General features: G+C 65.4%; 23 protein-coding genes and 1 pseudogene. 15 read left to right on the forward strand and 9 right to left on the reverse strand.

Annotated elements, in window-relative coordinates; all coding sequences use genetic code 11:
- From modD to modA (ABD847_RS03945), 5 genes are all read left to right on the forward strand, one after another.
- The gene (gene modD, locus ABD847_RS03925; protein WP_345010251.1) at positions 1 to 846 is read left to right on the forward strand and encodes a ModD protein; all 846 of its coding nucleotides are present in this window, start codon (positions 1 to 3) and stop codon (positions 844 to 846) included.
- The gene (modB, locus tag ABD847_RS03930) at positions 843 to 1,520 is read left to right on the forward strand and encodes a molybdate ABC transporter permease subunit (RefSeq protein ID WP_345010252.1); all 678 of its coding nucleotides are present in this window, start codon (positions 843 to 845) and stop codon (positions 1,518 to 1,520) included. Before modD ends, modB begins: the two co-directional genes overlap by 4 nt.
- Positions 1,517 to 2,587, forward strand: coding sequence for a molybdenum ABC transporter ATP-binding protein (gene modC / locus ABD847_RS03935; protein ID WP_345010253.1), 1,071 nt, complete (start codon positions 1,517 to 1,519; stop codon positions 2,585 to 2,587). The genes modB and modC overlap by 4 nt, the downstream gene beginning before the upstream one ends.
- A gap of 318 nt (positions 2,588 to 2,905) precedes the next feature.
- Positions 2,906 to 3,643, forward strand: a complete 738-nt coding sequence (modA, locus tag ABD847_RS03940; RefSeq protein WP_345010255.1) for a molybdate ABC transporter substrate-binding protein — start codon at positions 2,906 to 2,908, stop codon at positions 3,641 to 3,643.
- Between the two features lie 27 nt (positions 3,644 to 3,670).
- Positions 3,671 to 4,414 (forward strand): molybdate ABC transporter substrate-binding protein, encoded by a 744-nt coding sequence (modA, locus tag ABD847_RS03945; RefSeq protein WP_345010257.1) that lies wholly within the window; start codon positions 3,671 to 3,673, stop codon positions 4,412 to 4,414.
- 101 nt (positions 4,415 to 4,515) lie between these two features.
- On the opposite strand, the gene ABD847_RS03950 is transcribed toward modA (ABD847_RS03945), so the two are convergent.
- On the reverse strand, positions 4,516 to 4,848 hold the full coding sequence (locus ABD847_RS03950; RefSeq protein ID WP_345010259.1) for a hypothetical protein: 333 nt from the start codon (positions 4,846 to 4,848) through the stop codon (positions 4,516 to 4,518).
- A gap of 138 nt (positions 4,849 to 4,986) precedes the next feature.
- Here ABD847_RS03950 and ABD847_RS03955 point away from each other — a divergent pair, with 138 nt between their 5' ends.
- Positions 4,987 to 6,120: a glycerate kinase gene (locus tag ABD847_RS03955; RefSeq protein WP_345010261.1), complete on the forward strand. Its 1,134-nt coding sequence runs from the start codon at positions 4,987 to 4,989 to the stop codon at positions 6,118 to 6,120.
- Positions 6,121 to 6,127: 7 nt separating this feature from the next.
- Here ABD847_RS03955 and ABD847_RS03960 read toward each other — a convergent pair whose 3' ends face one another.
- Positions 6,128 to 7,006: a LysR family transcriptional regulator gene (locus ABD847_RS03960; RefSeq protein ID WP_345010263.1), complete on the reverse strand. Its 879-nt coding sequence runs from the start codon at positions 7,004 to 7,006 to the stop codon at positions 6,128 to 6,130.
- A 94-nt stretch (positions 7,007 to 7,100) separates the two neighbouring features.
- On the opposite strand from ABD847_RS03960, the gene ABD847_RS03965 reads away from it, so the two are divergent.
- Positions 7,101 to 8,087, forward strand: coding sequence for a YeiH family protein (locus ABD847_RS03965; RefSeq protein ID WP_345010265.1), 987 nt, complete (start codon positions 7,101 to 7,103; stop codon positions 8,085 to 8,087).
- A gap of 54 nt (positions 8,088 to 8,141) precedes the next feature.
- Here ABD847_RS03965 and ABD847_RS03970 read toward each other — a convergent pair whose 3' ends face one another.
- Positions 8,142 to 9,458, reverse strand: a complete 1,317-nt coding sequence (locus ABD847_RS03970) for an aminotransferase class III-fold pyridoxal phosphate-dependent enzyme (RefSeq protein WP_345010267.1) — start codon at positions 9,456 to 9,458, stop codon at positions 8,142 to 8,144.
- Positions 9,459 to 9,724: 266 nt separating this feature from the next.
- On the opposite strand from ABD847_RS03970, the gene ABD847_RS03975 reads away from it, so the two are divergent.
- The 8 genes from ABD847_RS03975 (at position 9,725) to ABD847_RS04010 (ending at position 18,474) form a co-directional block, all read left to right on the forward strand.
- Entirely contained in the window at positions 9,725 to 11,572 is a 1,848-nt protein-coding gene (locus ABD847_RS03975; protein ID WP_345010269.1) for an ABC transporter permease, read from the forward strand.
- Positions 11,572 to 12,726, forward strand: coding sequence for an ABC transporter ATP-binding protein (locus ABD847_RS03980; protein WP_345010271.1), 1,155 nt, complete (start codon positions 11,572 to 11,574; stop codon positions 12,724 to 12,726). Before ABD847_RS03975 ends, ABD847_RS03980 begins: the two co-directional genes overlap by 1 nt.
- 2 nt (positions 12,727 to 12,728) lie before the next feature.
- Positions 12,729 to 13,832: an ABC transporter substrate-binding protein gene (locus ABD847_RS03985; RefSeq protein ID WP_345010272.1), complete on the forward strand. Its 1,104-nt coding sequence runs from the start codon at positions 12,729 to 12,731 to the stop codon at positions 13,830 to 13,832.
- A gap of 71 nt (positions 13,833 to 13,903) precedes the next feature.
- Positions 13,904 to 14,722 carry an inositol monophosphatase family protein gene (locus ABD847_RS03990; protein ID WP_345010273.1) on the forward strand — a complete coding sequence of 273 codons (819 nt, stop codon included), beginning with the start codon at positions 13,904 to 13,906 and terminating at the stop codon, positions 14,720 to 14,722.
- Complete coding sequence (locus tag ABD847_RS03995; RefSeq protein ID WP_345010275.1) at positions 14,719 to 15,321, forward strand: dual specificity protein phosphatase family protein; 603 nt, start codon at positions 14,719 to 14,721, stop codon at positions 15,319 to 15,321. The genes ABD847_RS03990 and ABD847_RS03995 overlap by 4 nt, the downstream gene beginning before the upstream one ends.
- A gap of 581 nt (positions 15,322 to 15,902) precedes the next feature.
- Positions 15,903 to 16,382 carry a hypothetical protein gene (locus ABD847_RS04000; protein WP_345010277.1) on the forward strand — a complete coding sequence of 160 codons (480 nt, stop codon included), beginning with the start codon at positions 15,903 to 15,905 and terminating at the stop codon, positions 16,380 to 16,382.
- A 114-nt stretch (positions 16,383 to 16,496) separates the two neighbouring features.
- Positions 16,497 to 17,027: an REP-associated tyrosine transposase gene (locus ABD847_RS04005; RefSeq protein WP_345010281.1), complete on the forward strand. Its 531-nt coding sequence runs from the start codon at positions 16,497 to 16,499 to the stop codon at positions 17,025 to 17,027.
- Positions 17,028 to 17,955: 928 nt separating this feature from the next.
- Positions 17,956 to 18,474, forward strand: a complete 519-nt coding sequence (locus tag ABD847_RS04010) for an REP-associated tyrosine transposase (protein ID WP_345010283.1) — start codon at positions 17,956 to 17,958, stop codon at positions 18,472 to 18,474.
- Positions 18,475 to 19,809: 1,335 nt separating this feature from the next.
- On the opposite strand, the gene ABD847_RS04015 is transcribed toward ABD847_RS04010, so the two are convergent.
- From ABD847_RS04015 to ABD847_RS16850, 6 genes and pseudogenes are all read right to left on the reverse strand, one after another.
- Positions 19,810 to 21,213, reverse strand: a complete 1,404-nt coding sequence (locus ABD847_RS04015) for a hypothetical protein (RefSeq protein WP_345010285.1) — start codon at positions 21,211 to 21,213, stop codon at positions 19,810 to 19,812.
- A gap of 5 nt (positions 21,214 to 21,218) precedes the next feature.
- The gene (locus tag ABD847_RS04020; protein ID WP_345010287.1) at positions 21,219 to 21,797 is read right to left on the reverse strand and encodes a hypothetical protein; all 579 of its coding nucleotides are present in this window, start codon (positions 21,795 to 21,797) and stop codon (positions 21,219 to 21,221) included.
- 258 nt (positions 21,798 to 22,055) lie between these two features.
- Positions 22,056 to 23,042: a LacI family DNA-binding transcriptional regulator gene (locus ABD847_RS04025; protein ID WP_345010289.1), complete on the reverse strand. Its 987-nt coding sequence runs from the start codon at positions 23,040 to 23,042 to the stop codon at positions 22,056 to 22,058.
- A gap of 10 nt (positions 23,043 to 23,052) precedes the next feature.
- The gene (locus ABD847_RS04030; protein ID WP_345010292.1) at positions 23,053 to 24,351 is read right to left on the reverse strand and encodes a YdgA family protein; all 1,299 of its coding nucleotides are present in this window, start codon (positions 24,349 to 24,351) and stop codon (positions 23,053 to 23,055) included.
- A 165-nt stretch (positions 24,352 to 24,516) separates the two neighbouring features.
- Complete coding sequence (locus ABD847_RS16845; RefSeq protein ID WP_425568390.1) at positions 24,517 to 25,092, reverse strand: methyl-accepting chemotaxis protein; 576 nt, start codon at positions 25,090 to 25,092, stop codon at positions 24,517 to 24,519.
- Positions 25,066 to 25,836 (reverse strand): annotated as a pseudogene (locus ABD847_RS16850) (PAS domain-containing protein); the annotation flags it as partial. The gene ABD847_RS16845 and the pseudogene ABD847_RS16850, both read right to left, overlap by 27 nt.
- Positions 25,837 to 25,944: the final 108 nt, after the last annotated feature.

Here is a 25,944-nt window from a genome sequence, read left to right on the forward strand (position 1 = left end):
ATGGATGTAGTACTCAGCGATAACCAACTGCAGGCCCTGCTGGCCGACGACGTGCCCTATGGCGATCTCACCAGCCAGGCCCTGCCCCTGAGCCCGGCCCCGGCCTGGATGCATTTTTACGCCCGGGTGGCCATGACCGTCTGCGGTACCGAAGAGGTGGCACGCCTGTGTGAGCTGCACGGCCTGAGCCCAGCGCTGCATGCCCCCTCCGGCCAGGTCGCCCCCCCCGGCACCCTGCTGCTGGCGGTACAGGGGACGCCGGTCACCCTGCTCAAGCTGTGGAAGGCCAGCCAGATCCTGCTGGAGTGGGCGGCGGGCCTGGCCAGCGCCACCGCCGAGATAGTGGCGGCGGCCGGCGGCGTGCCGGTGGCCTGCACCCGCAAGCAGACCCCGGGCAGCAAGGCCATGAGCGTCAAGGCGGTGCGGGCCGGTGGCGGCATCGTCCATCGCCTGGGGCTGTCCGAGAGCCTGCTGCTGTTCGCCGAACACCGCCAGTTTCTGGCCGAGGCGCCCGAGGTCACCCTGGCCCGGCTGGCCCGCCAGCACCCGGAGCAACGCCGCAGCGTCGAGGTGCACGATCTGGACGACGCCCGCACCTGGATCGCCGCCGGCGCCGAGATGCTGCAGCTGGACAAGTTCTCCCCCAGCGAGGTGGCCCAGTGCCTGGCCCTCTGCCAGGAGCTGGGCCGCCGGCCGCTCATCGCCGCGGCGGGCGGGGTGAATGCCGGCAACGCCAAAGCCTATGCCGCCGCCGGCGCCGATCTGCTGGTGACCTCGGCGCCCTACTGGGCCAAGCCGCGGGATGTGCAGGTGCGCTTCACCCCGGCCACCGAGGCGAGCCTATGAGTCCGATGGACTGGCAGGCCCTGCTCATCACCCTGAAGATGGCGGTGCTGGCCACTAGCCTGTTGCTGCTGCTGGCCACCCCCCTGGCCTGGTGGCTGGCCACCACCGCCTCCCGCTGGCGCCCCTGGATCAGCACCCTCACCACCCTGCCCATGGTGCTGCCCCCCACGGTACTGGGCTTCTACCTGCTGATCCTGATGGGCCCGAGCGGCCCCCTGGGTCGCCTGACCGAGACGCTGGGGCTGGGCACCCTGCCCTTCACCTTCACCGGTATCGTGCTGGGCAGCGTGGTGCACTCCCTGCCCTTCGTGGTCCAGCCGCTGCAGAACGCCTTCGCCGCCATCGGCCCCCGCCCCCTGGAGGTGGCCGCCACCCTGCGGGCCGGCCCCTGGGACACCTTCTGCTCGGTGGTGCTGCCCCTGGCCCGTCCGGGCTTCATCACCGCCGGGGTGCTGGGCTTCTGCCACGCCATCGGCGAGTTCGGCGTGGTGCTGATGATAGGCGGCAACATCCCCGGCAAGACCCGGGTGCTCTCCACCCAGATCTACAACCATGTGGAGGCGCTGGAATACGCCCAGGCCCACTGGCTGGCCGGCGGCATGGTGCTGTTCGCCGCCCTGGGGCTGCTGCTGATCTACGGCTTCGGCCAACCGCGCCACGGAGGCCGGCCATGAGTCAGATAGAGGCGCAGTTTCGCGTGGTGCGGGACGGTTTCACCCTGGATGTGGCCCTGAGCCTGCCCGGTGAAGGCATCAGCGCCCTGTTCGGTCCCTCCGGCTCCGGCAAGACCAGCTGCCTGCGGGCCATCGCCGGCCTGGAGCAGCTGCCCGGCCGCCTGCAGGTGGGGGACGAGATCTGGCAGGACGACAGCCGCGGCCTGTTTGTGCCGCCCCATCGGCGAGCCATCGGCTACGTGTTCCAGGAGGCCAGCCTGTTCCCCCACCTGAGCGTGCGGCAGAACCTGGATTACGGCCGCCGCCGGCTGGCCGCCGGTGTCCCCCGGGGCGACCTGGAAGAGACGGCCGAACTGCTGGGTATCCGTCCCCTGCTGGATCGGACGCCCCACAGCCTGTCCGGCGGTGAGCGCCAGCGAGCCGCCATCGCCCGGGCCCTGCTGTGCGCCCCGCGCCTGCTGTTGATGGACGAGCCCCTGGCGGCGCTGGATCTCAAGCGCAAGCAGGAGATCTTGCCCTACCTGGAGCGGCTGCATCAGGAGCTGGCCATCCCGCTGATCTACGTCAGCCACGCGCCGGACGAGGTGGCCCGGCTGGCGGATCACCTGGTGCTGCTCAACCAGGGTAGCGTGGTGGCCAGCGGCCCCCTCACAGAGACACTGGCGCGGCTGGATCTGCCGCCGGCCTTCGCCGACGACGTGGGGGTGGTGTGGACCACCCGGCTGGCCGGTCACGCCGATGACGGCCTCTCGCAGCTGACGGTACCCGGTGGCGAGCTGTGGGTGGCCGAGCGCCGCGAGCCCTTGGGCACGCCCCTGCGCTGCCGCATCCATGCCCGGGATGTGAGCCTCTCCCTGACCCGGGCGGCGGACTCCAGCATCCTCAACCTGCTGCCGGCCACAGTGGAAGCCCTGGCCCCGGCGGACACCCCGGGCCATGTGCTGGTGCGGCTGGCCCTGGGACCCACGCCCCTGCTGGCCCGCATCACGGCCCGCTCCGCCCACCAGCTGGCCCTCGCGCCGGGCATGGCGCTGTGGGCCCAGATCAAGGCGGTGGCCCTGCTGTAGCGGCGGATCCACAAAAACAAAACGGCGCCATAAGGTGCCGTTTTTTATGCGTATCGCCCAGGCTGGCGTGCGGCGTTAAGCGCGCGATTGTCGGGCTAGTGTGACGATCCCTTCACTTTCGTTGTGCGCATGACAACACAACGAGTTGAGTGGCCAGACAAGACAAGGGAATCTTGGGCGCGCCATAAAACAATACATTTATTAATCAATTGATTACGAAGACACCATGGATTAAGTTCAGGACCGTACAGTTCGGGCATAGCTTATGCAATCACATGCCTTGTGCAGTGAGGCACATAACGACAAGAAGGACTTCCCATGCAACGCCTGCTTTTTCTTCTGCTGCTGTGGTGGGGCCAGGCCCAGGCGGCTGAGGCCCTGGTGGCGGTGGCCGCCGGCTTCAAACCTGCCATGGAGCCCCTGCTCCAGCGCTTCAGCGCCGAGACAGGCCACCAGATCACCGTCAGTTACGGCGCCGTGGGCCAGCTGTATGCCCAGATCAAGCACGGTGCCCCCTTCGACCTGCTGCTGAGCGCCGACAGCCTGGTGCCGGCCAAGCTGGCGGACGACGGCCTGGGGGTGGCGGACAGCCGCCTCACCTACGCCAGGAGCGAGCTGGTGCTCTACTCCACCGATCCCAGCCTGGTGGACAAGGAGGGAGCCGTGCTGAAGACGGGTCACTTCGCCCACCTGGCCCTGCCCAATCCCAAGGTGGCGGTCCATGGCACCGCCGCCATGGCGGTGCTGGCCAAGCTGGGGTTGGCCGAGCAACTGGCCCCCAAGCTGGTGGAAGGCGGCAACATCTTACAGACCTTCCAGCAGATCCAGACCGGCAACGCCGAGCTGGGCTTCGTCAGTCTGTCCCTCATCTATGAGGGTGGCCACTTTGCCCCCGGCTCCTACTGGCGGGTGCCGGCCAGCCTGCACGCCCCCCTGGCGCAGCAGGCCATACTGCTAAGCCGCGGCGCCGCCAACGCCGCCGCCCAGGATCTATTGCACTACCTGCAGAGCCCGGCGGCCCGCGCCATCATGCAGGATCACGGTTATCTCATCTGATTTTTTATTGTCCACAAGGAGTGTCACATGCGTACATTGCGTCAGATCGTTTCCTTCACCCTGCTATGCCTGAGCCTGCCGGCCCTGGCGGACCAGGTCCAGGTGGCCGTCGCCGCCAACTTCCTTGCCCCCATGCAGGCCATTGCCAGCCAGTTCAAGGCCGCCACCGGCCATGAGGCCGTGGTGGTCTCCGGCTCCACCGGCAAGCTGTTTGCCCAGGTGCAACACGGTGCCCCCTTCGAGGTATTTGTCAGCGCCGACAGCAAGACCCCCAAGAAGCTGGCCGCCGCCAGCCTGGCCCTGGCCGACAGCCAATTCACCTATGCCAAGGGCAAGCTGGCCCTCTGGTCCCCCAAGGCCGACGCGGTGAAGGATGAATCGGCCCTCAAGGGTGACTTCGCCCACCTGGCGGTGGCCAATCCCAAGACGGCCCCTTACGGCGCCGCTGCCCTGGAAGTGCTGGCCAAGCTGGGGCTGACCGACGCCGTCAGCGGCAAGCTAGTCGAAGGGGAGAATATCGGCCAGACCTTCCAGTACGTGGCCAGCGGCAATGCCGAGCTGGGCTTCGTGGCCCTGTCCCAAATCTACCAGGACGGTCAGCTCCGCCAGGGTTCCGCCTGGGTGGTGCCCACGGATCTCTACAGCCCCCTGACCCAAGACGCCATCCTGCTCAAAAAAGGGGAAGACAATCCCGCCGCCAGTGCCCTGCTGGCCTTCCTCAAGGGGGATCAGGCCAAGGCCATCATCCTGCAATACGGCTACATGCTCTGACGAACCCCGGCCACCGGCAGGACGCCGGTGGCCAGCTGATGCGTCCCGCCAACCAGATATTTAGTCCCACGTGAGATAGATGGATTCAGCCGCGCCACTCGTTAAAACCGTATCGGCGGCAGACGAACGCGGATGGACGGCGGTGTCAGGTCGATGGGCGGTCCCTTGGCCTGCAGCACCAACGGCAGGATCAGCAGGGCCATCAACAGCAGACAAACACGCAGCCGGTTCCGCTGACGCAGCAGCGCCTCGCAATCGCAGGCCTCACAGGCCCGGCCAACCACCAGCGGCCAGAACCGGCTCAGCTGCATCAGGTAAAGGGCCCAAAAACCCGGCGAGCCCCACGCCCGCCAGTGGCCGGCCACCTGCCGGCGCCAGATGAGCAAGAACTGCCAGGTACAGACGCCATGCAGCAGGGCGACCAACAAAAACAAACCCGCGCACCAAGACACCGACCGCCTCCAGCATTTTCATTTGAGAACAAGCATTAAAGCCCGCGTCCCATCACCCTGCAAGGGATCTGACCGGGCTACACTGGGCCTGCGCCTTATCTCAGCCCAACCGGAGTCGCCATGAAGATAGTGATAGCCCCCGATGCCTTTAAGGAGAGCCTGGCGGCGCCGGCGGTGGCCCGGGCCATAGCCGCAGGCTTTGCCCAGGTGTTGCCCCAGGCCCAGTACCTGCTGCGGCCCCTGGCCGACGGCGGCGAAGGCACTGTGGAGGCTCTGGTGGCGGCCAGCGGCGGCGAGCTCAGGGAGGCGGTGGTGACGGGGCCCCTGGGGGAGCCGGTGACCGCCGTCTTCGGCCTGCTGGGCGGCGGGCGCTGCGCCGTCATGGAGATGGCGGCCGCCTCCGGCCTGCCCCTGGTGCCGCTGGCCCGGCGCAATCCCTTGCTCACCACCAGCTACGGCACAGGTGAGCTGATCCGACTCGCTCTGGATCTGGGGGTGAGCCGGCTCATCCTGGGCATCGGCGGCAGCGCCACCAACGACGGCGGCGCCGGCCTGATCCAGGCCCTGGGGGGCCGACTGCTGGACGACGAGGGGGCCAGCCTGGGGCCTGGCGGCGGCGCCTTGGCCGACCTGGCCAGCATCGACCTGAGCGGGCTGGATCCTAGGCTGGCTACGCTGGATCTGCAGGTGGCCTGCGACGTGGATAACCCCTTGTGCGGCCCGCAAGGGGCCTCCCAGGTGTTCGGCCCGCAGAAGGGCGCCACGCCGGAGATGGTGGCCCAGCTGGATGCCAACCTGGCCCACTACGCCGCCTGCATCAAATCCCAACTGGGCCGGGAGGTGGCGCAGCTGCCCGGTGCCGGTGCCGCCGGCGGCATGGGGGCGGCCCTGGCGGGCCTGCTGGGCGCGCAGCTGACACCCGGCATCGAGCTGGTGCTGCAGGCCCTGGAGATGGACTCGGTGCTGGCGGGGGCGGATCTGGTGATCACCGGCGAAGGGCGACTGGACGGCCAGACCCTGTACGGCAAGGTGCCCCTGGGCGTGGCGCGCCTGGCCCAGGCCAAAGGGGTGCCGGTCATCGCCCTGGCGGGCTGCCTGGGACCGGGCCACCAGGCCCTCTATGCCGAGGGCATAGCCGCACTGTTTGCCATAGTGGACAGACCCATGGAGCTGGCCGAGGCGCTGCTCTGCGCCGAAGAAAACCTCAGGCGCACCGCCCGCAATCTGGCCGCCGTCTGGGCATTGGGCCGCTGAGCCCGGCCTAACCCTCGGCCTGCAAGAAGCTCAGCAGCGCCCGCACCAGGGGCGGCTGGCGTTCGTCCGGCCAGCTCACCAGGCTGAAGGTGCGGGTCAGGGGCAAGGGGGTCGCCAGCAGGCACAGCTCACCCCGCGCTACCTCCTGGGCCACCGACAGCTCCGACAGGCAGCCGATCCCCAGCCCCGCCTTCACCGACTGCTTGATGGCCTCCTGACGGTTGAGGGCCAGGGCCACCGTCAACGGCAGCCCCAGCTTTGCCGCCGCCTCGTCCAGCACCCGCCGGGTGCCGGAGCCCTCCTCCCGCACCACCCAGCGAGCCTGGGCCAGCTCCGCCAGACCGATCGCCGCCTGGCCGGCCAGGGGGTGATCCGGCCGGCAGAACACCGCCAGCCGGTCGGTGCGCCAGGGGGTCAGCTGCAGCTGACTGTGCCGGGCCGGCCCCTCGATGAGCCCAAGGAGGGCCCAGCCCTGCTCCAGCTCGCGGATCACCCCGGCGGTGTTGCTGATGCGCACCGCCGGTTCCACCGCAGGATGCTGTTCCAGAAAGCGGGCCAGCAGCCAGGGCAGCAGGTAGCTGGCGATGGTGACGCTGGCCGCCAGCCGCAAGGGGCCGCCCATGGCCGCACCGCTGGGGTCCCCCAGGCCATCCGCCAGGGCCAGCAGCTGCTGCACCCGGGGCAGCACCGCCTGGGCCGCCTCCGACAGCACCAGCTCCCGCCCCACCCGGTGAAACAGGCCATAGCCCAGGCCGCTTTCCAGCTCCTTGATGGCCTGGCTGGCCGCCGACTGGCTGATGGCCTGCTCGTTGGCCGCCCGGGTCAGGGTGCCCAGGCGGGCGATGGCCTCGAACAGCCGCAGTTGGCGCAGGGTCAGGTTTATCATTCGATTTACCTAATGATCGACTTAAGAAGCATCCATTTTACTTAAGTTCTTGCCGCCGGGACAATGCCCACAGTTTCCCTATGGAGTCTTGCTTATGAACCTCTATCTGCTGCTCCCCCTCATCGCCCTCACCGCCCTGGGGCTGGCCCAGGTGCCCGCCGTCGCCCAGCTGGGCCTAAGCGCCCTGCCCCTGGCCATCGTCCTGGGGATCGCCGCCGGCCACCTGCTACGCCGCACCCCCTCCGCCGGCGAGGAGGCCTTCAGCCGCTTCAGCCAGCAGAAGCTGCTGCGTCTGGGCATCATCCTCTTCGGCTTCGGCCTCAACTTCCACCAGCTGGTGGCGGTGGGCTGGCAGGCCCTGGTGGTGGACGCCATCGTGGTAGCCAGCGTCTTTCTGGTGGGGACCTGGGTGGGGATCCGCCTGCTCAAGCTGGAGCCGGATCTGGCCATGCTCACCTCGGTGGGCAGCGCCATCTGCGGCGCGGCGGCCATCATGGCGGCGGAGTCGGTGATCAAGCCCAAGCAGCGGGACATCACGGTGGCGGTGGCGACCGTGGTGCTGTTCGGTACCCTGGCCATGTTCAGCCATCCCTACCTCTACCACGCCCTGCACCTGAGCCAGGGACAGTACGGCATCTACATCGGCAGCACCATCCACGAGGTGGCCCAGGCGGTGGCGGCGGGCCAGTCGGTGGGGGGTGAGGCGCTGCAGAACGCCGTGATCGTCAAGCTGATCCGGGTGATGATGCTGGCCCCCTTCATCATGCTGCTGAGCGCCTACCTGAGCCGCCGCCATAGCGGTGAACAGACCGGCACCACCCGCATCACCATCCCCTGGTTCGTGCTGGGCTTCATCCTGGCCGCCGGCGTCAACACCTGGGTGACCATGCCCGGCATGTTGCACCAGGGGCTGGGTATCGCCAGCCAACTGACCCTGGCCATGGCCATGGCCGCCCTGGGACTGCACACCCGCTGGCAGACCCTCAAGGCCGCCGGGGTCAAGCCCCTGCTGCTGGCCGCCGGCCTGTTTGTGCTGCTGATGGTGGGCGGCTATGGCCTGAACCGGCTGTTGATCGGCTAAGCCCGCCACCAACAAAAAACGCACCCGACCGGGTGCGTTTTTTATTTGGCCGTCTTACAGCTGCCCCAGCAGCCGGTCGAGCTTGGCCAGCATCTGATCTATCTCCGCCAGCGACACATCCAGCGGCGGACGGAAGCGGATGCTGGACTGGCCGGCTCCCAGCAGCAAGAGATCCTCCTGCTCCAGGGCCCGTTCGATGAGCCGGCCCTTGTCCTCGGGGTGCACCAGGCTGAAGCCCTGATACAGCCCCAGGCCCCGCACGTTGCCGAGGCGCTCCGGATGGCGGGCCACCAGCTCCTTGAGGCCGGCCACCAGGCGCGCCGCCTTGTCCGGCACCGCCGCCAACAGGCTCTCGCGCTCGACGATGTGCCACTCCTGCACAAAGCGCACCATGTCGGCCAGGGTGCCGCCCCAGGTTGAGTCAAGCACCCCCACGTCCTGCATGGACTGCTGCATGTAGAGGATGCCGTTGCCGAACTTCTTGGCGGTGGACACCGCCTGGGGCGGGTACGGGATGTCGAACAGATCGATGCAAAACACCGCCCCGCACTGGCCGCCGGCGGTCTGCACCTCGTCCAGCCCCCAGCTGATCCCGTGCTCATGACACAACTCGGACAGGGCCCGGTAGAAGCGCGGTGCCGCCAGCCGGTGGCCCCCCGCCCCCTGCAAGGGCTCGAGGATGAGGCCGGCGATCTCGTCGCCATACTCCCGCAGATAGCCTTGGAGCCGCGCCAGGCAGTCGTCGATGGCCGCCTCGTTGTCCGCATCACTTAAGCGGTCGTCCCAGGCGGGGAACGGCAGCTGCAGGTTGCCCGGCGTCAGGCCGTGATAGTCCCGGGTGGCCAGGGGATCGTTGCTCAGCTGGGTGACGTTGAGGGCGAACACGGTACGACCGTGGAAGGCCTGATCGAAGTAGACGAAGCGCCGCGCCCCCACCGCCTTGCCCTGGCCGTGCAGCTTCTGCTGATGCAGGTTGATGAAGTACTTCATCATGTTCTCCACCGCCTCGGCACCTGAGTTCACCACGTACACCTCCACCGGCTTGTCCGCCAGGCAGCGGGGGGCCAGACGGTGCAGCAGCCGGTAGTAGGCCAGGCACTCCGGGGTGAGAAAGTCGGGGTTGGCCATCTTGTTGTTGGCGGCCAGCAGCAGGCGGGCCTGGTAGTCGGGCTCAGACAGGCCCGGGTGGTTGTAGCCCAGCAGCCGGGCGCCGTACAGGCCGCACCAGTCCATGATGCGCTGGCCATCCACGGTGGCCAGCCAGATGCCGCGGCTGGCCGCCAGATCCACCACGAAGGGCTTGGGTTCGGCGATGACGTAACGGGCCAGCTCGTCCAGCATGGCCTGACTGTGGGGGGCGGGGTAACGCATGGGAAGGTCCTAGATGAATGACAGTGGATCCTGCCAACCTAGCAAACAATGTTGGCGCCTTTATCGGCCTCAGATCCCATTTACTTGCCAAATCCCCGGATCCGAGCGCCGCTTGCAGCACATCCAAGCAAGATGCACGCCAGGGAGGCTGGCCCCGCCGTCATCTTGCTGTCACCGGCTTGTCATAGGCTGGTGATGCCCCTGTCACATTGCCCCCCTAGGATCCGAACCATTGCACAGCTGTGCAACCAATTCGGGAGTCTACTGTGACCAGTCTGTCCCCGGCCCTGCCACTTTGGCGGCGTGTCGGCTATCCGCTGCGCCAACACTGGCACCGGCTGCGCTATCAGGGGCAGCAGCTGCGGCAAAATCCCACCAGCCTGCTGGGCCTGGGGCTGCTGCTGCTGTTTGGCTACTTCATCGCCGTGCCTGTGGTGAGCCTGCTGCTGGACGGGGTGCAGGTGCAGTTTGGCGACGAGCGCCGTCTGGGGGCCGATACCGGCGCCTGGACCTGGCACTACCTGGAACGCACCCTCTTCTCCGCCGTGGCCCAGAGCCAGTTCTGGACGCCCCTGGGCCACACCCTGCGCATCGCCCTCTGGGTGGTCCTGCTCTGCCTGCTGGTGGGGGGCCTGCTGGCCTGGCTGCTGACCCGCAGCGATCTGCCGGCCCGCCGCTGGCTGGCCACCGCCCTGATAGTGCCGTACATGCTGCCGGCCTGGACCTTCGCCATGGCCTGGCTGGCCCTGTTCCGCAACCGCAGCATCGGCGGTCAGCCCGGCTGGCTGGAGACCCTGGGCGTGCAGCCGCCGGACTGGCTGGCCTATGGCGAGCTGCCCATTACCCTGATCCTGGCCCTCAACTACATCCCCTTCGTGATACTGCTGCTGGGCAATGCCCTGCGCCGCCTGGACGCCCAGCTGGAAGACTCGGCCCGCATCCTGGGGGCCGGCGGCCTCACCATAGCCCTGCGCATCCTGCTGCCCCTGCTGCTGCCGGCCCTGCTCTCCGCCTGCCTGCTGATCTTCGCCAAGGTGCTGGGGGAGTTCGGCGTCTCCTACGTGCTGGGGTTGCCGGTGAACTACAACGTGCTGTCCACCTCGCTGTTTCGCAGCATAGCCCTGCGCCAGACCGGCAGCGCCGCCGTGCTGGCCGGCGCCATCATGCTGCTGGGGCTGCTCTCCCTGGGGCTGGACGCCCTGCTGCTGCGGGAGGCGCGCAAGTTCATCACGGTGGGCGGCAAGGGCAGCCTGCACCGCCGCCACCCCTTGGGGCGCTGGCGCTGGCCCGCCCTGGGGCTAGCCGGCCTGCTGTTTGTCGTCTCTGTGCTGCTGCCCCTGCTGGTGCTGCTGCTCTCCACCCTGATGCGGGTGCCGGGGGATTTCAGCCTCGCCAACTTCACCCTGGACTTCTGGCTGGGGCGGGATCTGCCCTTCGTGGCCGAGCGCCACGGCGTGCTGCTGAGCCCCAACCTGTGGCGCGCCGCCTGGAACACCCTATGGATCGTCGGCACGGCGGCCATCGCCGCCGGCCTGCTGGGCCTGCTCACCGGCTATGTGGTGGTGCGCAGCCCCTGGCGGCCCCTGGGCCTGCTGCTGCGCCAGCTCACCTTCTTCCCCTATCTGGTGCCGGGGGTGGCCTTCGCCGCCGCCTATCTGTCGCTGTTTGCCGAGCCCCGGGGCCCCTTGCCCGCCCTCTACGGTACCGTCACCCTGCTGATCCTGGCCCTCATCGCCGACGAGATGCCCTACGCCTCCCGCGCCGGCCTGTCGGCCATGCTGCAGCTGGGCAAGGATCCGGAAGAGGCGGCCCAGATGGCCGGCGCCGGCTGGTGGCAGCGCCTGATCCGGGTGGTGATCCCCATCCAGAAGGGGGCCCTGGTCAGCGGCATGCTGCTGCCCTTCATCTCCGGCATCAACGGCCTCAGCCTGTTCGTCATACTGGCGGTGCCCTCTACCGATGTGCTCACCACCTACGCCCTGCGCCTGCTGGATTACAACTATCCCCAGGCCGCCAATGCGGTGGTGCTGCTGGTCTGCCTGATGGCCCTCGTCGGCACCCTGCTCACCCAGCGCCTCACCCACACCAACCTGGCAGAAGGACTCGGCCACTGATGCCCGACATAGCACTGCACCACGTCAGCAAGCGTTACGACCCCGGCGCCGCCCCGGCGGTGGCGGATCTGGATCTCCTGATCGAGGAGGGCGAATTCATGTGCCTGCTGGGCCCCTCCGGCTGCGGCAAGAGCACCACACTGCGGCTCATCGCCGGTTTGGAGTCCCTCTCCGAGGGCGAGATCCGCCTGGGGGATCGCCTGGTGGACTCCCGGGCCCGGGGCTGCTTCGTGCCGGCGGAGCAGCGCAACCTGGGGCTGGTGTTCCAGAGCTACGCCCTCTGGCCCCACCTGACGGTGGCTCAGAACATCGAGTTCGGCCTCAAGCTGCGCAAGCAGGACGCCCCGCGCCGCCGCGCCACCCTGGATCAGGTGCTGCAGACCCTGGGCATCGAGGCCTACCGCCACCGCTACCCGGCCCAGCTCTCCGGCGGCCAGCAGCAGCGGGTGGCCCTGGCCCGCATGCTGGCGGTGCAGCCGGAGATCTTGCTGCTGGACGAGCCCCTCTCCAACCTGGATGCCCGCCTGCGGCTGGAGATGCGCACCGAACTCAAGCGCATCCATCGCCAGCTGGGCACCACCATGCTGTTCGTCACCCACGATCAGTGGGAGGCCATGGCCCTGGCCACCCGCATCGCCGTGATGAAGGACGGTCAACTGCAGCAGCTGGGCACCCCCCACGAGATTTACGAGACCCCGGCCAACCGCTTCGTGGCGGAGTTTGTCGGCACCCCGCCCATCAACCTGGTGGAGCTGAGCCTGCCCAGCCCCCTGGCCAGCCAGCTGACCCGCTACCTGGGCACCTGTGGCCGCTGGCAACCGGGCATCGAGGCCGTGGGCATCCGCCCCGAGCGCATCCAGGTGCTGGGCGGGGAACCGGATCTGGCGGATCCCGCCCTGCTGCTCTCGGCCCACCTCACCAGCCTGCTGCCCACCGGCGGCAGCTGGATCCTGGAGCTGACGGTGGCCGGCGACCGGCTGCACCTGTGTACCCAGACGCCGCCCAGCTGGGCGGAAGGCGCCAGCCTCTGGCTACGAGTCCGCGCCGAGGATCTGCACCTGTTCGACTCACAAGGACGCCGCCTGGCCGCCCCCCGGCCGGCCGCGCCGACCCCACGCACACCCTGTTCTCAGCCTGTCATGGAGATTGCCTGATCATGAAGATCCGCCCCCGCCACCTGCTGGCCCTCAGCCTGGCCACCGGCCCGGCCCTGGCCGCCGACCCCTTCGATCTGGACGCCCTGATCCAGGCCGCCCGTCAGGAGGGCCCCATCACCGTCTATGCCCCCTCCGGCAAGATAGTGGAGACGGCCCAGCAGTTCAGCCAGCGCTACGGCGTCCAGGCCGCCGGCCTCAAGATCAATGGCGCCGCCCAGATGGAGAAGCTGCTGCGGGAGTACCGCGCCGGCAACATCCAGGGGGATGTGGTGCTCACCGGCGACCCCACCGCCGCCGTGGCCCAGCTGATCCCCCTGGGGGTGGTGACCAGCTGGCTGCCGCCGGATCTGGCCGGCCAGATCCCGCCCCAGGCCCAGAATCCCCTGCTGGTGTACGGCGATCCCACCGTCTGGACCTACAACACCCAGGTCTATGCCCACTGCCCCATCGACAACGTCTGGGCCCTCACCGAGCCGACCTGGCAGCGCCGGGTCACCCTGCAGGATCCCCTCACCAAGGCCGCCTACCTGGACTGGTTCAATCAGCTCGAACAGCACCACGATGGCGAGATGGCCGCCGCCTATCAGGCCTACTACGGCAAACCCTTCGATGCCAGCCAGGGTTCCGCGACCCAGGCCTGGGTCACCGCCCTGGCCAAGAACGCCCCCCTGCCCACCGACTCGGACGGCGCGGCCAGCGAGGCGGTGGGCGCCCCCGGCCAGGCGGCCCCCTTCATGGGGCTCATCTCCACCGCCAAGTACCGGGATGTGGCCAGCGGCAAGCTGCACCTGGGGATCTGCGCCGGCATCCGCCCCTTCGTCGGCATCAGCACCCCGGCCTACGGCCTGATTGCCACCAAGACCAAGAGCCCCAACACGGCCCGGCTGCTGCTGCACTACCTGATGACCGAAGAGGGCATCCGCAATCAGACGGTGGACGGCAAGATCTCCGGCAACGCCAGCGTGCCGCCGCACCCGCAGGAGGCCTCCGGCATCCATCCCCTGCTGCCCCAGCTGCTGCAGTACCAGGCCGACTCGGCCCTGGCGGACTTCGACAGCCGGCAGCGCTGGGCCGATCTGTGGCAGCTCAACTTCCGCCGCTAACCCGGCACCAGGCACCTAGTCCCGGCGCGGGCTCGCCCCCGCGCCTCACTTTTTTCGGCACACGAGACCCCATGTCACAGACCCTCTCCCCGGCCCTGGCGGCCCGCTACCAGACGGCCCAGCGCCTGATCCGCGAGGCCGGCGCCCTGGCACGCCGCGCCTTCCTCAGCCCCCAGGCCGACGACATCGCCTTCAAGGGCCCCCAGGACTTCTTGACCCAGACCGATCTGGCGGTGGAGCGGTTGCTGCGCCAGCGCCTGCAGGCCGCCTTTCCCGCCGACAGCCTGTTGGGCGAGGAGCAGGGCGGCCACCCGGGCGACGCCACCTGGGTGCTGGATCCCATCGACGGCACCGCCAACTTCGCCCGGGGCATACCCCACTTTTGCTGCGTGCTGGCCTTCGTCAGCGGCGGGCAAACCCGGCTGGGCCTGATCTACGATCCCCTGCACGACGAGCTGTTCCACGCCGCCCAGGGCCAGGGGGCCTGGCTCAATGATCAGCCCCTGCGGGTGGCCGGCACCCGGGAGTTTGCCCAGGCCAACCTGGAGCTGGGCTGGAACACCCGGGTGCCCAACCAGCACTACCTCAGCACCCTCGGCGGCCTGCTGGGGCTGGGGGCCAACGTGCGGCGCGGCGCCAGCGGCGCCCTGGCCCTGGCCTATGTGGCCGCCGGCCGCACCGATGGCTATCTGGAGCTGCACATGCACCCCTGGGACTGCCTGGCGGGCCTGTTGCTGGTCCGCGAGGCCGGCGGCCTGACCCGGGATCCGGTGGAGCAGGCCGACTGGGCCGCCGGCGGCCCTGTGCTGGCCGCCGTGCCCCCCTTCGCCGCCGCCCTGGCCCACCAGGCCGGCCTCCCCTCACCCTCTGCCCCAAGGAGCCCTGCATGACGGCCCCCCACTTTGTCCGCGCCCCCGCTCACCTCATCGCCGAGGCCATAGGCCCCCAGGGCGAACACCTCTACCTGGGGGGCGACGAGGCCGCCCGGGATCTGGCCCTGCTGCGGGAACTGGGGATACAGGCCGTGGTCAACTGCGCGGTGAACCTGGACATCAACTATGTGCAGGCGCCCTACCTGCTGCCCGAGGCCGAGCGGCTGGCCGGCGGCCACGGCGCCATTCGCAGCTATAAGCTGGGGCTGGTGGACGGCCCGGGCAATCCCGCCGCCATGCTGCTGGCCGGCTACTACCTGCTGCAGGGTGCCTTCTGCCAGCAGCTGCCGGACAAACCCAGCTACCCCTGCCGGGAGCGCGGCCATGTGCTGCTGCACTGCCGCGCCGGCCGCAGCCGCTCCGTGGCCCTCGCCGCCCTCTACCTGCACCACCAGCAACCAGAGCACTACCCCAGCCTGCAGGCCGCCATCGACCATATCCGCCAACGCCGCGAACTGCGCCCCGAGGAGTGGTTCGAAACCCCCAAACCCAGCCTGATCCAGGCCATAGAACAGGCCGACCGCATGCTGAGGGTGCTGGCCGACCAGGGGTTGTGAGGGGGCGTATCGCCGCCGACCGGGTGGATGGGGGTGGTTTACGCTGGGCCGTTACGACCTTGTCGTCATCGTTGGGCTTGGGCTGTGATTTCAATTTTGTAGTTGTCCGTTGCGCCTTGACCGGCATCGAGCCATTCCTGCCTGCCACTTTGCGGAGGCACCGGGCTTGGGGCTCGTCATCAACACCCGCTGCGCCGTCCCTGGCTACGCACTCCGCTCGGGCCTTCCCTGCCCTCGCGCCAAACCGGGCCGGGATACTCAATCCCGTCCCTCTCCGGTTTGGCCCCGGCATCATGATGACTGGCTCGGCTCCCTGCCTCGCCGCCCCGCCCACCGCGACCTCCTCGGCCAGACAGAGGGGAGCCTGATCCCGTTAGCCTAAGCAGTTCCGCCTGCTGGCCGATGGGTTTATCCGGCCTGATCTTGAAGGCAAAACGTGAAGAACCTGGGTGCCAGATGGCACAAAGCCAGATAGGATAGGACGCTGATAGAATATGGAAACCGGCCTATTTATCCGTGCGATTACGCTATCGCTAATCGCAGATATGTAGAGTTAATAAAATTAAACGAGCAGGAATCTCATGGAACAAATCTTGAAAAACCTGAATGATCCATCTTGGTGGTTTACTGGAGTATTTTTCGTTCTTGTAGGAACTCTTCTTACAAAACTCCTTTTCAATTGGATACCTAGAGCCGTCCTAAACGTCTCCACAAAAATCCCGACCTATGCATATAGGTTGTCTATGAGACTTAAAATCCTGATGCTGAAGACAGTCAAAAACAATAGGCAACATGAAGTAAAAGTTAACTGGATTATAGCCCGATACTGGAGCTTAGAGACAATAACAATGATCTACATGGTATTTTCATTTGTTATATTTTTACTATATCCAAGACAAGACGACGCAGGGATAAAACAACAACTAGTCCCATTTGCGCTATTTATTCCATTGTATCTTTTTCAGTGGGTAACGCATTTTAATGAAAAAGTAACTGCAAAAGTAATCAATGCCAACATTGCCTGGAAAAAACGCATGAAAATTGGGAGTAAGGGCGATTAGGACCGTAGGGGCGATTAGCGTAGCGTAATCGCCCGGGCACATGCGCACGCACCCGCGCAAAAACAACCACCATGGGCACGCCCATGACTCACCAACCCAGATGGCGGCAAAGAAATGGCCAACTACCGCAGAGTCAAAATCGATGGCGCGACCTACTTCTTTACCGTCAATCTGCTGGAGCGCCGGGCCAACGCATTATTGGTGCAGGAAATCGACACCCTAAGGGAGGTGGTGCGCCAGGTGAAGGCCAAACATCCATTTCATATCGATGGCTGGGTTGTGCTGCCGGATCATCTGCACGCCCTCTGGACACTGCCGCCAGGGGATAACGACTACAGCCTGCGGTGGCGCCTGATTAAAAGCGGTTTCTCCCGCGCCTTGCCAAGAACAGAATACATCTCGCAGATACGCCAAGCGGCGGGCGAGCGGGGCATCTGGCAACGCCATTTTTGGGAACACTGGATTCGTGACGAGACCGATTACCGGCAGCATCTGGACTACATCCATATCAACCCGTTAAAACATGGGTTGGTCGCCAAGGTCAAGGATTGGCCCTATTCGTCATTTCATCGCCATGTTGCCGCCGGCGTATACTCTGCTGATTGGGGCGGCGTTGAAAATGGTGGGCCGGAGTTTAACCATTAACATGCGTGCGATTACGCTACGCTAATCGCACCTACAGAGCTTGTCACCTCCATGGCAATCAACCTTAGAACGGATCTAAATATGGCAAAGGGATACAATCAAATGGTTAGAATTATCTGCATGGTGGCCGCGTTGTGCTTAGTGTGTGCCTGCGTCCCTTCTACCAGCCGTCGGATTGCCAGCAGTTACGCTACCCAGCCACAAGAGTCGGCGAGTATGGGAATCGTCAAGTCTGGTCATGAGCCCTACCCAGTAATATATCTCGGGGATGACTTGTACATTAAATTCTTTACCTATCACGACAAGCCGATATCTGATAAAGGCAAGGTTTGCAAATATGGGAACTCCCGCTATGAAATCTGGTTGTGGTCTAAGCACAATGTTACGTTCAATGTAAGTGATAGCTACTTTGTGCGTCAAAATGGCGATATCAGTCATATTGTAAAAATTGGTAGATGGTATAAGTATGCCACAGAGCCTCGCTACGACATAAACCAGGAGCACGTCAACATAGACGCAGGACCTAGAGTGTCATCCGAGTTAATATCCCTATGGAAAGAAAATAAAATCACTGAGCTAATGGATACGGTAGCACGACGGTCATTCGAAATAGATATAGAGCCGACGACTGGTTGCCCGACCGAGAAGTTCAAAGCAGTTCTCAGTTTCACCAATGAGTTAGGTGTGCAAAAAAACCACACAATATATTTCTTTCCATTTTATTTCGATTACTACCTCCTCCACTGAATGAAGCAAAGTGCCGGATAGATCAAGGATTTCATAAACAGGACCGTAGGGGCGATTAGCGTAGCGTAATCGCCCGCGCATTCGTGCAGAGTCGCCCGGGCACACGCGCAACCGCCCACCCGCGCAAAAACAACCACCATGGGCACGCCCATGACTCACCAACCCAGATGGCGGCAAAGAAATGGCCAACTACCGCAGAGTCAAAATCGAAGGCGCGACCTACTTCTTTACCGTCAATCTGCTGGAGCGCCGGGCCAACGCATTATTGGTGCAGGAAATCGACACCCTAAGGGAGGTGGTGCGCCAGGTGAAGGCCAAACATCCATTTCATATTGATGGCTGGGTTGTGCTGCCGGATCATCTGCACGCCCTCTGGACACTGCCGCCAGGGGATAACGACTACAGCCTGCGGTGGCGCCTGATTAAAAGCGGCTTCTCCCGTGCCTTGCCAAAAACAGAATACATCTCGCAGATACGCCAAGCGGCGGGAGAGCGGGGCATCTGGCAACGCCATTTTTGGGAACACTGTATTCGTGACGAGACCGATTACCGGCAGCATCTGGATTACATCCATATCAATCCGTTAAAACATGGGTTGGTCGCCAAGATCAAGGATTGGCCCTATTCGTCATTTCATCGCCATGTTGCCGCCGGCGTATACTCTGCAGATTGGGGCGGCGATAAAAATGGCGGGCAGTAGTTTAACCATTAACATGCGTGCGATTACGCTACGCTAATCGCACCTACAGAGGATGAGAAGACTTGCAATGGATACGCTGGCGTTTCTTCATAAGACTTGGATAGTGACCTTGTCAAAATTCAGTCTGGCGGCATTGATTGGCGGGTTACCAATAGCCAGCTTGCTTTCATTGACAGATATGGCTGACTTTTCGATCGTCATGCTTTTCGCAATATCATTGTCATTCATTTGTGAATTAACCTCATGGTGGGCCACATACAATTTAATTAAATGCCCGGAATGTGGTCATAAGCTATGCCGATTTAAGAATGGCAAAAACATGCCGATCAAACAGGCTTATAGTCTTCTCAGAAAAGGGGCGCCATGTAAACAGTGCGGGTGGAGTCCAAACCCATAAATCCCATGAGGATAGTACGGGCGTATATGGACTCCTCCCGGCGTGCAAGCCTGTTTTGTTTTTGGCTTTAGGTTCGATGGCTCATCGTATATCCGGTCTTTACGGTGGGCTCAATGGCCCGGGCCATAATGGGCTATTCGCGCGTCTGGTGCTGAGCGATTAGGCGTGCTCTTTGGCACATCGCACCTATAAGGTTTTCCAGACGCCGGTTCGACCGGTTTGCCATCAACTTTCCATGCTTCGCCATCGTTAGGATGGGTAGTCGTTTGTCAGCCCGTCGCTGGCGGGGCTACTGGCCCTGCCCGGTAGCTTAATCGTTAACAAAATCGCCGCCCTGGGAAACAACCCTCCCAGCGATACAAGCCTGCGGACTGGCTAACGGGATCCGGCTCCCCTCTGTCTGGCCGAGGAGGAAGCGGGGAACCGGCGACGAGGCAGGATGCCGAGTCAGGCATCGCCGCGTCGGGAACGCGTCGATGGCGGGCCGTTGTGCCCCGGTGACGACGAGGGGAGCCGCAGGCCCAGACAGTGGGGAGTGCCGGGGATTGCTAAGGGGGCCAAATCGAGGTTTGGACGGGATTGAGTATCCCGGCCTCGATTTGGCGCGAGGGCAGGGAAAGCCCGAGCGGGATGCGTAGCCAAGGAAGGCGAAGCCGGCACAATCCCCCTTTGCGCGCCCCCGCCAAGCAGACGGCTGAAAAGGCTCAATGCCAGTCAGGGCGCAACGGATCCATTCATCCAGTTATCACCACCACATCCCTCTTGGCAAGGCGCCGCGCCAACGGGTAAAACCCAGCACAGTCAGGGCAATCACAGATGCCTCCAACCCAACCTACCGGGGATATAAGTAGGGGGCGAGCGGCCCCCTTTTCCACCACGACTGTGCTGGCCGGAAACTACTCCGCACCAGGCGGCCGCATCGCGTCCATGCGCAGGAGTTATGACAGATAGCCGATGGTGTGAAATGCCATGACGCCGCGGCGCAGGAACTGAAACTCCAGCCGTGGTTCGTTAAAGGAGGGAGAAGTAAAGCGATGGACCTGAAATGCAGCCACGCCAAGTTGTTGTGGCGCGAAGAGATCGAAGCCGGCGCGGGCCAGCACCGCCTCGGGGACCACATAGTTCTGTTCCACCAGGCCCCAAAAGGTCCAGTCCTGCTCCACACACAACGCCAGCACCTTGTGTTGCGCCGCCTGAATACTCATGGCACCCAGGGTCGAGCCGACCAAGTTGCCGAGGGTGGCGCCGAGCAAGGGGATGGGGATCAACATCTGTCCCAGCATGGCGCCGCCGGAGCCCATCAACAAGGCGAGGGTATCGCGTGAGGTGTTGAACGCCAGCTCGCGACCGCTGATTTCGCCCCATGCGTAACGCCAGGAGTGCTCTAGCGAATTCAATGCCAGGGCGGTGGCCATGCCAATGGCGGCGGGTGGTGCGCTCTTCAGCGCAGGACCGAGCAGGCCCGACCTGCAACCACCTGTGATGATGGCCGCCATGCCACCGCGCAGTCCGGCGTTGGCCGACTGACCGACCAGCTGACGGGCCGCCGTCAACCAGGCGCGCTCATCGAGCTCGCCGGTGCGGTGGGCCTGGCGCAGCAGCCGGTACAGCAGAGGCGCGCTGCTCAAGGCGGCGCTGAAAGCCGCCGCATGCAGCGCCGCGCTGCCGGATTCGCGCAGCAGATCAGACCAGGCGATAAAGGCCTCCGTGGTCAGGCCGTACGCCTCGGCATCCAGCTCGCCATCACGTTGCAGATCGGTCGCCAGCGCCTTGGCATCGCCTTCGGTCAGCGGCGTGGAGGTGACGCCATCCACCTCCAGCCGATCGCTGACGCTCTGCGCGGTATGCTGATTGGCGGCCGCCACGTCAGGCCGGGTGTCACGGTTGCGCGCCGCCTGGCGCTGGGCCTCGGCAATCACCTCCTGCAACTGGTCGGCCGGCACCACCTTCTGGCTGTCGTTATAGGCCGGATTGCCCAGTTGGCGTGCTGTCTCTTCGCCGGTCTTGTAATACTTCAACTCGGCATTGCGCCCTGTGGTCGCGTCGCCGTACTGCACGTCCTGCCCGGTCTTGTTGTTGCCGGCGGCATTGGCCCAGATATCGGTGCGCCCCTTGGCGCGGGCGGCCACCTTCAGCGTTTCGGCATGCCAGACCTCGGCCAGATGGCCCTTGACGAAATTGACGTCCACATTGGCGCGTCGTTCGGCCTCCCGTTGCAGGGCGGCGATGGCTTCATCGAGGCTGGTCTGCACCTGGTCGACAAACGCCTCTGACAGGGTGGCGCCCTGATTGGCGGCCTGATCCCGGCTGGCGCGCCAGAAGGCGTCGGCAAATTCTCCCATCGGGCTTAATCCTGCTCAGCGAACCAGTTATCCAGCTCGTTGGCGACAAACTGGTAGAGCGCCAGCTTGGTCTGTTCGCGGCGCAGTGCCTTGCGCGCTCGCTTGGCCTGCACCAATTGCACCAGCTGATAGCCCAGACTCCCCAGCAGACCGCCCAGCAGCGGCAACATAGGGTTAGCCAGAATGAATGCGGCGCCGATGGTGGCACCAGCACTGAGGCCGCCGGATAATTTGCTGGCCTGGTACAGGCTGCGGCGCAGGGCATCAAAGGCGCTGGCCTGGGCCAGCTTGCCCTCACCAAACACCACCGCCTTGCTGCCGTCGAAGCCATAACAGGCACCCTGCTGGTTGACGATATGGTCGATCTGTTCGAGATAGATGCGGGAGTAGGGGTTCTCGTCACCATCGCCGAGGAAGATGACGTGACTGCGGCCCGATAGCGTCGGCAAGTTCTGCCGGTAGTGGGCTATGGTCCAGGCGGCGCTGTCGAAGCCATCCTGTTTCGAGATCTGGTGTTGCAAGGTAATGGCCAGTTGCTCGTAGATCTCGGGATAAACCACGATGACCTGCTTGTTGAATAACATCCCGTACTCCCACCTCTGATGTTCTGCGCCCCGCCGGCGAGCTTGGTGCGACTGAACCCGACAGCCTTTGGGGTGTCAGGCTAACGCAACTGGCCAGCGGGAGAAATGGGAACCCGTTAAAAATCAACAGCCGCTTACGTTTATTCAATGATTGGATGGCCGATGTCATAGGCGCAGATACCGGCTTGGCAAAGTGGGGCAGCCTGCCCCCTCCCAGCCTCCCCCTGGGCAGGGGGAGAAGACCCGAGTGCGCGGCGCCTAGCGGGTGGTCTCCCGCCAGATCGGCTGCAACGGGAAGATCTGCTGGCGGGGGAAGTGATCCGCCGGGCCCTGCAGGCGGTGCAGTATGTGCTGCACCATCAGCTGCTGGGGCTGGCGGAAGGTGGTGAGGCGGTAGCTGTGCCAGCTGGCCTGCTCGATGTCGTCGAAGCCGATGAGGGCCAGATCGGCGGGCACCCGCACCCCGCGCCGGCGCAGGGCATCGAGAAAGCCGCAGGCCAGCAGGTCGGTGACGCAGAAGACGCCGTCCGGCAGCGCGGTCAGCGCCTCCCCCAGGGCCAGGCCGGTGGCGTAGGAGGTGTCGCCCTGCTTGAGCACCCGCACGTCGAGCCCCGCCGCCTGGGCCGCCGCGACGAAACCCTGCTCCCGGGCCACCAGCCCCACGGAGCCCACGTTGGAGCTCACCACCGCCACCTGCTGGCAACCCTGGGCCTTGAGCATCTGTAACGCCAGGGCGGCGGCGCCGCGGTTGTCCAGGCAGAGGTTCTCCGCCAGGGGATGGTCGTAGTTGCGGTTCACCAGTATCACCCGCTGGCCATTGGCCAGGCACTGGTCGATCAGGGCGCCGCTGGGCTGGCCGGAGAGGATGATGGAGGCCTCGGCACGAAACTGCAGGGTCTGGGTCAGGGCCGCCGCCACGCCGTCGGCATCCCCCTTGGTGTTGATCACCATGGCCACCTTGTCGAGGCGCTGCAGCTCCCGGGTCAGCAGATCCAGCATGCTGGCCTGGAAGGGGGTGCTGATGTCGGTGGTGATGAGGCAAACGATATGGCTGTCATGGTGTAGACAGCGGGCCAGGTGGTTGACGTGATACCCCAGATCCTCGGCGGCCGCCAGCACCTTGGCCCGGGTGGCCGGCGACACGCTGGCCCCGGCGGTGAAGGTGCGGGAGACCGCCGAGCGGGAGACCCCCGCCCGCTCCGCCACCTGCTGGGCGCTGACAAACTGCCTGCGAACTGCCGTCATGGGGTCGTCCTCACCACTGAATGGCGTTGCCGTTGGCCGACAGCTTGCCGTTCACCACCCGCAGCCGGCTGTTGAGCACACCCGCCTGATCGGTGACATAGCCGGCATCCTGCATGGCCAGCAGGGTGCCGCTGTCCGTCACCATGGGCGCCAGGCTGGCATCCGCCTCCAGCTCCAGCACCCCCTGCAACAGGGAGCGGAAGGAGGCGATGTCGGTGAGGGAGGCCATGTCGAAGGGCCGGGAGGTGACCTCGCCACTGGCCTTGAGCCGGCCGTTGTCCAGCTGCAGATGGAAGGGCTCCAGGTGCAGCTGGAACCCGGAACGGGTCACCCGGTTGAGGGCCGCCAGCCAGACGGGCCGCTGATCGAAGCGGGTCAGGGCGCTTTGCAGCAGGGCCTGATAACCCTGCACGTCTATGCCCCCCAGGGCCAGCCCCAGATCCAGCTGCTCCAGGGTGTAGCGCCGACTGCCCTGCTGCAGCACCCCGGCCGCCAGCCGACCCTGGCCGTTGAGATCCACCACCGACTGCAGGCCGTGCTTGTTGGCGGAGAGGCCGAAGGTAAAGTCCGCCCCCGCCAGCTCCAGCCGTTCATCGGCCCTTAAGCGCAGCAGCTGGGCCAGTTGGCTGGCACAGCGGGTCAACCGCCATTCGCCCGCCTGATGCATCAGGGCCAGCTCGCCCTGCCATTGGCTCAGCAGCAGGCGGTCGTCCCCCTGATCCAGGGTCAGCTCGGCCAGTTGCCAGGCCAGTTGCCGGCCGTCTTGTCCGTCCGGCTGCCAGTCCAGCGCCAGGCTATCCAGGGTCAGGGCGCCGTCATCCAGTTGCAGGCGGCCACCGGGCCAGCTGAGAGCCAGCCGGCCATCCTGCCCCCAGCCGTCGCCCCAGCTCAGCTGGGGCTCCTGGATCTGTAGCAGGCCCTGATCCCGCAGCTGCCCCAGGGTGCCCCGGGTGACCTGTACACGGGCCTGATGACGCACCCGGCCGGGCAGCACCCGGCTGTCGATGGTCACATACAGCTCCAGCGGGCCCAGCTGGGCCAGTTGCGCGTTGAGATCCGGTTGGGGTGGCAGCCCCAGCAGAGTGGGCAGGGCACCCCCGTCCAGCAAGGAGAGGTGCAGCTCGCCGCGCTGATGGAACAAGCCGCTGTCGAGGGTCAGCCAGGTGGCGCCGCTGCGGGCCGGGGCGTTGAGCTGGCTCAGCCACTGGGCCCGGGCCGACGCCAGCTGCTGCCCGGTGTAGAGGGTGGCGAGCAAAAACAGCAGGCAGGCCGCCAGCAGGCCGGCCAGCAAACGGCCGTATCGTTTCAACAATGAGTTCATCGCTTCCATGCCAAGAGTGTCCCTGTCGGGTTGGCGCCAAGAATGCGGCAGAACGATGACAGTTTGATGAATTCGGCCAGGAGGGAGCTGGATGGCCCCCGATGCGAGGCTGGTGCGGAACAAGATAAAAGGGCCCGCGCTGCGGGCCCCGGGTTAATGGTGCAGTTGCTGGGTCACCTGGCTGATGGCCGCCTCCAGGGCCTGGGCGTCCTGCTGTATGGTGCTGATGACGCCGCCGGCCTGTTGCACCAGGGCCACCCCCTGCTCGGCCCGGCCATGGTTCTCCTCCATGCCGGTCACCGCCGCCTGGGTCAGAGCCTGGTTGTCCTTCACCACCTGGACTATCTCCTCGGTGGCCCGGCTGGTGTGGGCCGCCAGGTTGCGCACCTCGTCGGCCACCACCGCAAAGCCGCGGCCCAGCTCGCCGGCCCGGGCCGCCTCGATGGCGGCGTTGAGCGCCAGCAGGTTGGTCTGATCGGCGATGCCGCGAATGGTGCCCACTATGTTGCTGATCTGATCCGACTGCTTGTGCAGCGCCAGGATCTGGCCGCGGGTCTGCTCCAGTTCGGCGGCTATGGTCTCCATCATGGCCACGCTCTGGCTCACCACCTGTCGCCCCTGTTCGGCACTCTGGCTGGTCTGGCTGGCCGATGCATAGGCCTGCTGAGCCGCCTCCCGCTCCCGCAGGTTGCGCTCCACCTGCTCGGTCACCTCGCTGGCAAACTTCACCACCTGGCTGACCTTGCCCGCCGGATCGAAGACGGGGTTGTAGGTGGCCCGCAGCCACACCACCCGGCCGTGCTTGTCCAGCCGTTCGAACAGGCCGGAGACGTACTCGCCGCGCCGCAGCCGCTCCCAGAACGGCTCGTATTCGGCGCTGGCCTGCTGGGCGGCGGTACAGAAGATCCGGTGGGACTGGCCCTTGAGCTCCCCCAGGCTGTAGCCCATCACCTGCAAAAAGTTGTCGTTGGCCTGCAGCACCTGACCCGTCGGGCTGAAGCTGATCACCGCCATGGAGCGGTTGATGGCGCTCACCAGGGCCTGTTGGTACTGGGCGGTCTCGATACGTGCCGTGATGTCGGAGGCCAGCTTGAGGATGCGCACCACCCGCCCCGTCTCGTCCTTCACCGGAATGTAGCTGGCCTCCAGCCACACCACCTCGCCGCCGCGGGTCAGCCGCTGGAACTTGTCGGTGAGGCTCTCGCCCCGAGCCAGCCGTGGCCAGAACTGCTGATAGGCGGTGCTGGCGGCGTATTCCGGCAGACAGAAGAGCCTGTGATGCTGGCCCAACAGATCCGCCAGGCTGTAACCCATCAATGCCAGGAAACGGTCGTTGGCGCTGAGTATCTCGCCCTGGGGACTGAACTCGATGCAGGCCATGGCCTGCCGGATGCCGTCCAGGCTGGCGGCCAGCTGATTGCGCTCCTGGCGCAGCTGCTGCAGCTGCTGTTTGAGGCGTTTGATACCGAACATGACTCCTCCAAATGATGTGGCGGGCTCCGCCTAAGCATGGCCCAGCCGGGAACTATACGCCTTCGAGACACGGGTTGCGCCAGTGGCCCAGATGAGGGCGTTGCGCGG

Source organism: Pseudaeromonas paramecii, from assembly GCF_039540575.1.
Lineage (GTDB): Bacteria > Pseudomonadota > Gammaproteobacteria > Enterobacterales > Aeromonadaceae > Pseudaeromonas > Pseudaeromonas paramecii.

Bases quoted from the DNA above. Each gene is read 5' to 3' on its own strand.
- modD (WP_345010251.1), top strand. From the start codon at position 1: ATGGATGTAGTACTCAGCGATAACCAACTGCAGGCCCTGCTGGCCGAC.
- modB (WP_345010252.1), top strand. From the start codon at position 843: ATGAGTCCGATGGACTGGCAGGCCCTGCTCATCACCCTGAAGATGGCG.
- modC (WP_345010253.1), top strand. From the start codon at position 1,517: ATGAGTCAGATAGAGGCGCAGTTTCGCGTGGTGCGGGACGGTTTCACC.
- modA (WP_345010255.1), top strand. From the start codon at position 2,906: ATGCAACGCCTGCTTTTTCTTCTGCTGCTGTGGTGGGGCCAGGCCCAG.
- modA (WP_345010257.1), top strand. From the start codon at position 3,671: ATGCGTACATTGCGTCAGATCGTTTCCTTCACCCTGCTATGCCTGAGC.
- ABD847_RS03955 (WP_345010261.1), top strand. From the start codon at position 4,987: ATGAAGATAGTGATAGCCCCCGATGCCTTTAAGGAGAGCCTGGCGGCG.
- ABD847_RS03960 (WP_345010263.1), bottom strand. From the start codon at position 7,006: ATGATAAACCTGACCCTGCGCCAACTGCGGCTGTTCGAGGCCATCGCC.
- ABD847_RS03965 (WP_345010265.1), top strand. From the start codon at position 7,101: ATGAACCTCTATCTGCTGCTCCCCCTCATCGCCCTCACCGCCCTGGGG.
- ABD847_RS03970 (WP_345010267.1), bottom strand. From the start codon at position 9,458: ATGCGTTACCCCGCCCCCCACAGTCAGGCCATGCTGGACGAGCTGGCC.
- ABD847_RS03980 (WP_345010271.1), top strand. From the start codon at position 11,572: ATGCCCGACATAGCACTGCACCACGTCAGCAAGCGTTACGACCCCGGC.
- ABD847_RS03985 (WP_345010272.1), top strand. From the start codon at position 12,729: ATGAAGATCCGCCCCCGCCACCTGCTGGCCCTCAGCCTGGCCACCGGC.
- ABD847_RS03990 (WP_345010273.1), top strand. From the start codon at position 13,904: ATGTCACAGACCCTCTCCCCGGCCCTGGCGGCCCGCTACCAGACGGCC.
- ABD847_RS03995 (WP_345010275.1), top strand. From the start codon at position 14,719: ATGACGGCCCCCCACTTTGTCCGCGCCCCCGCTCACCTCATCGCCGAG.
- ABD847_RS04000 (WP_345010277.1), top strand. From the start codon at position 15,903: ATGGAACAAATCTTGAAAAACCTGAATGATCCATCTTGGTGGTTTACT.
- ABD847_RS04005 (WP_345010281.1), top strand. From the start codon at position 16,497: ATGGCCAACTACCGCAGAGTCAAAATCGATGGCGCGACCTACTTCTTT.
- ABD847_RS04010 (WP_345010283.1), top strand. From the start codon at position 17,956: ATGGCCAACTACCGCAGAGTCAAAATCGAAGGCGCGACCTACTTCTTT.
- ABD847_RS04015 (WP_345010285.1), bottom strand. From the start codon at position 21,213: ATGGGAGAATTTGCCGACGCCTTCTGGCGCGCCAGCCGGGATCAGGCC.
- ABD847_RS04020 (WP_345010287.1), bottom strand. From the start codon at position 21,797: ATGTTATTCAACAAGCAGGTCATCGTGGTTTATCCCGAGATCTACGAG.
- ABD847_RS04025 (WP_345010289.1), bottom strand. From the start codon at position 23,042: ATGACGGCAGTTCGCAGGCAGTTTGTCAGCGCCCAGCAGGTGGCGGAG.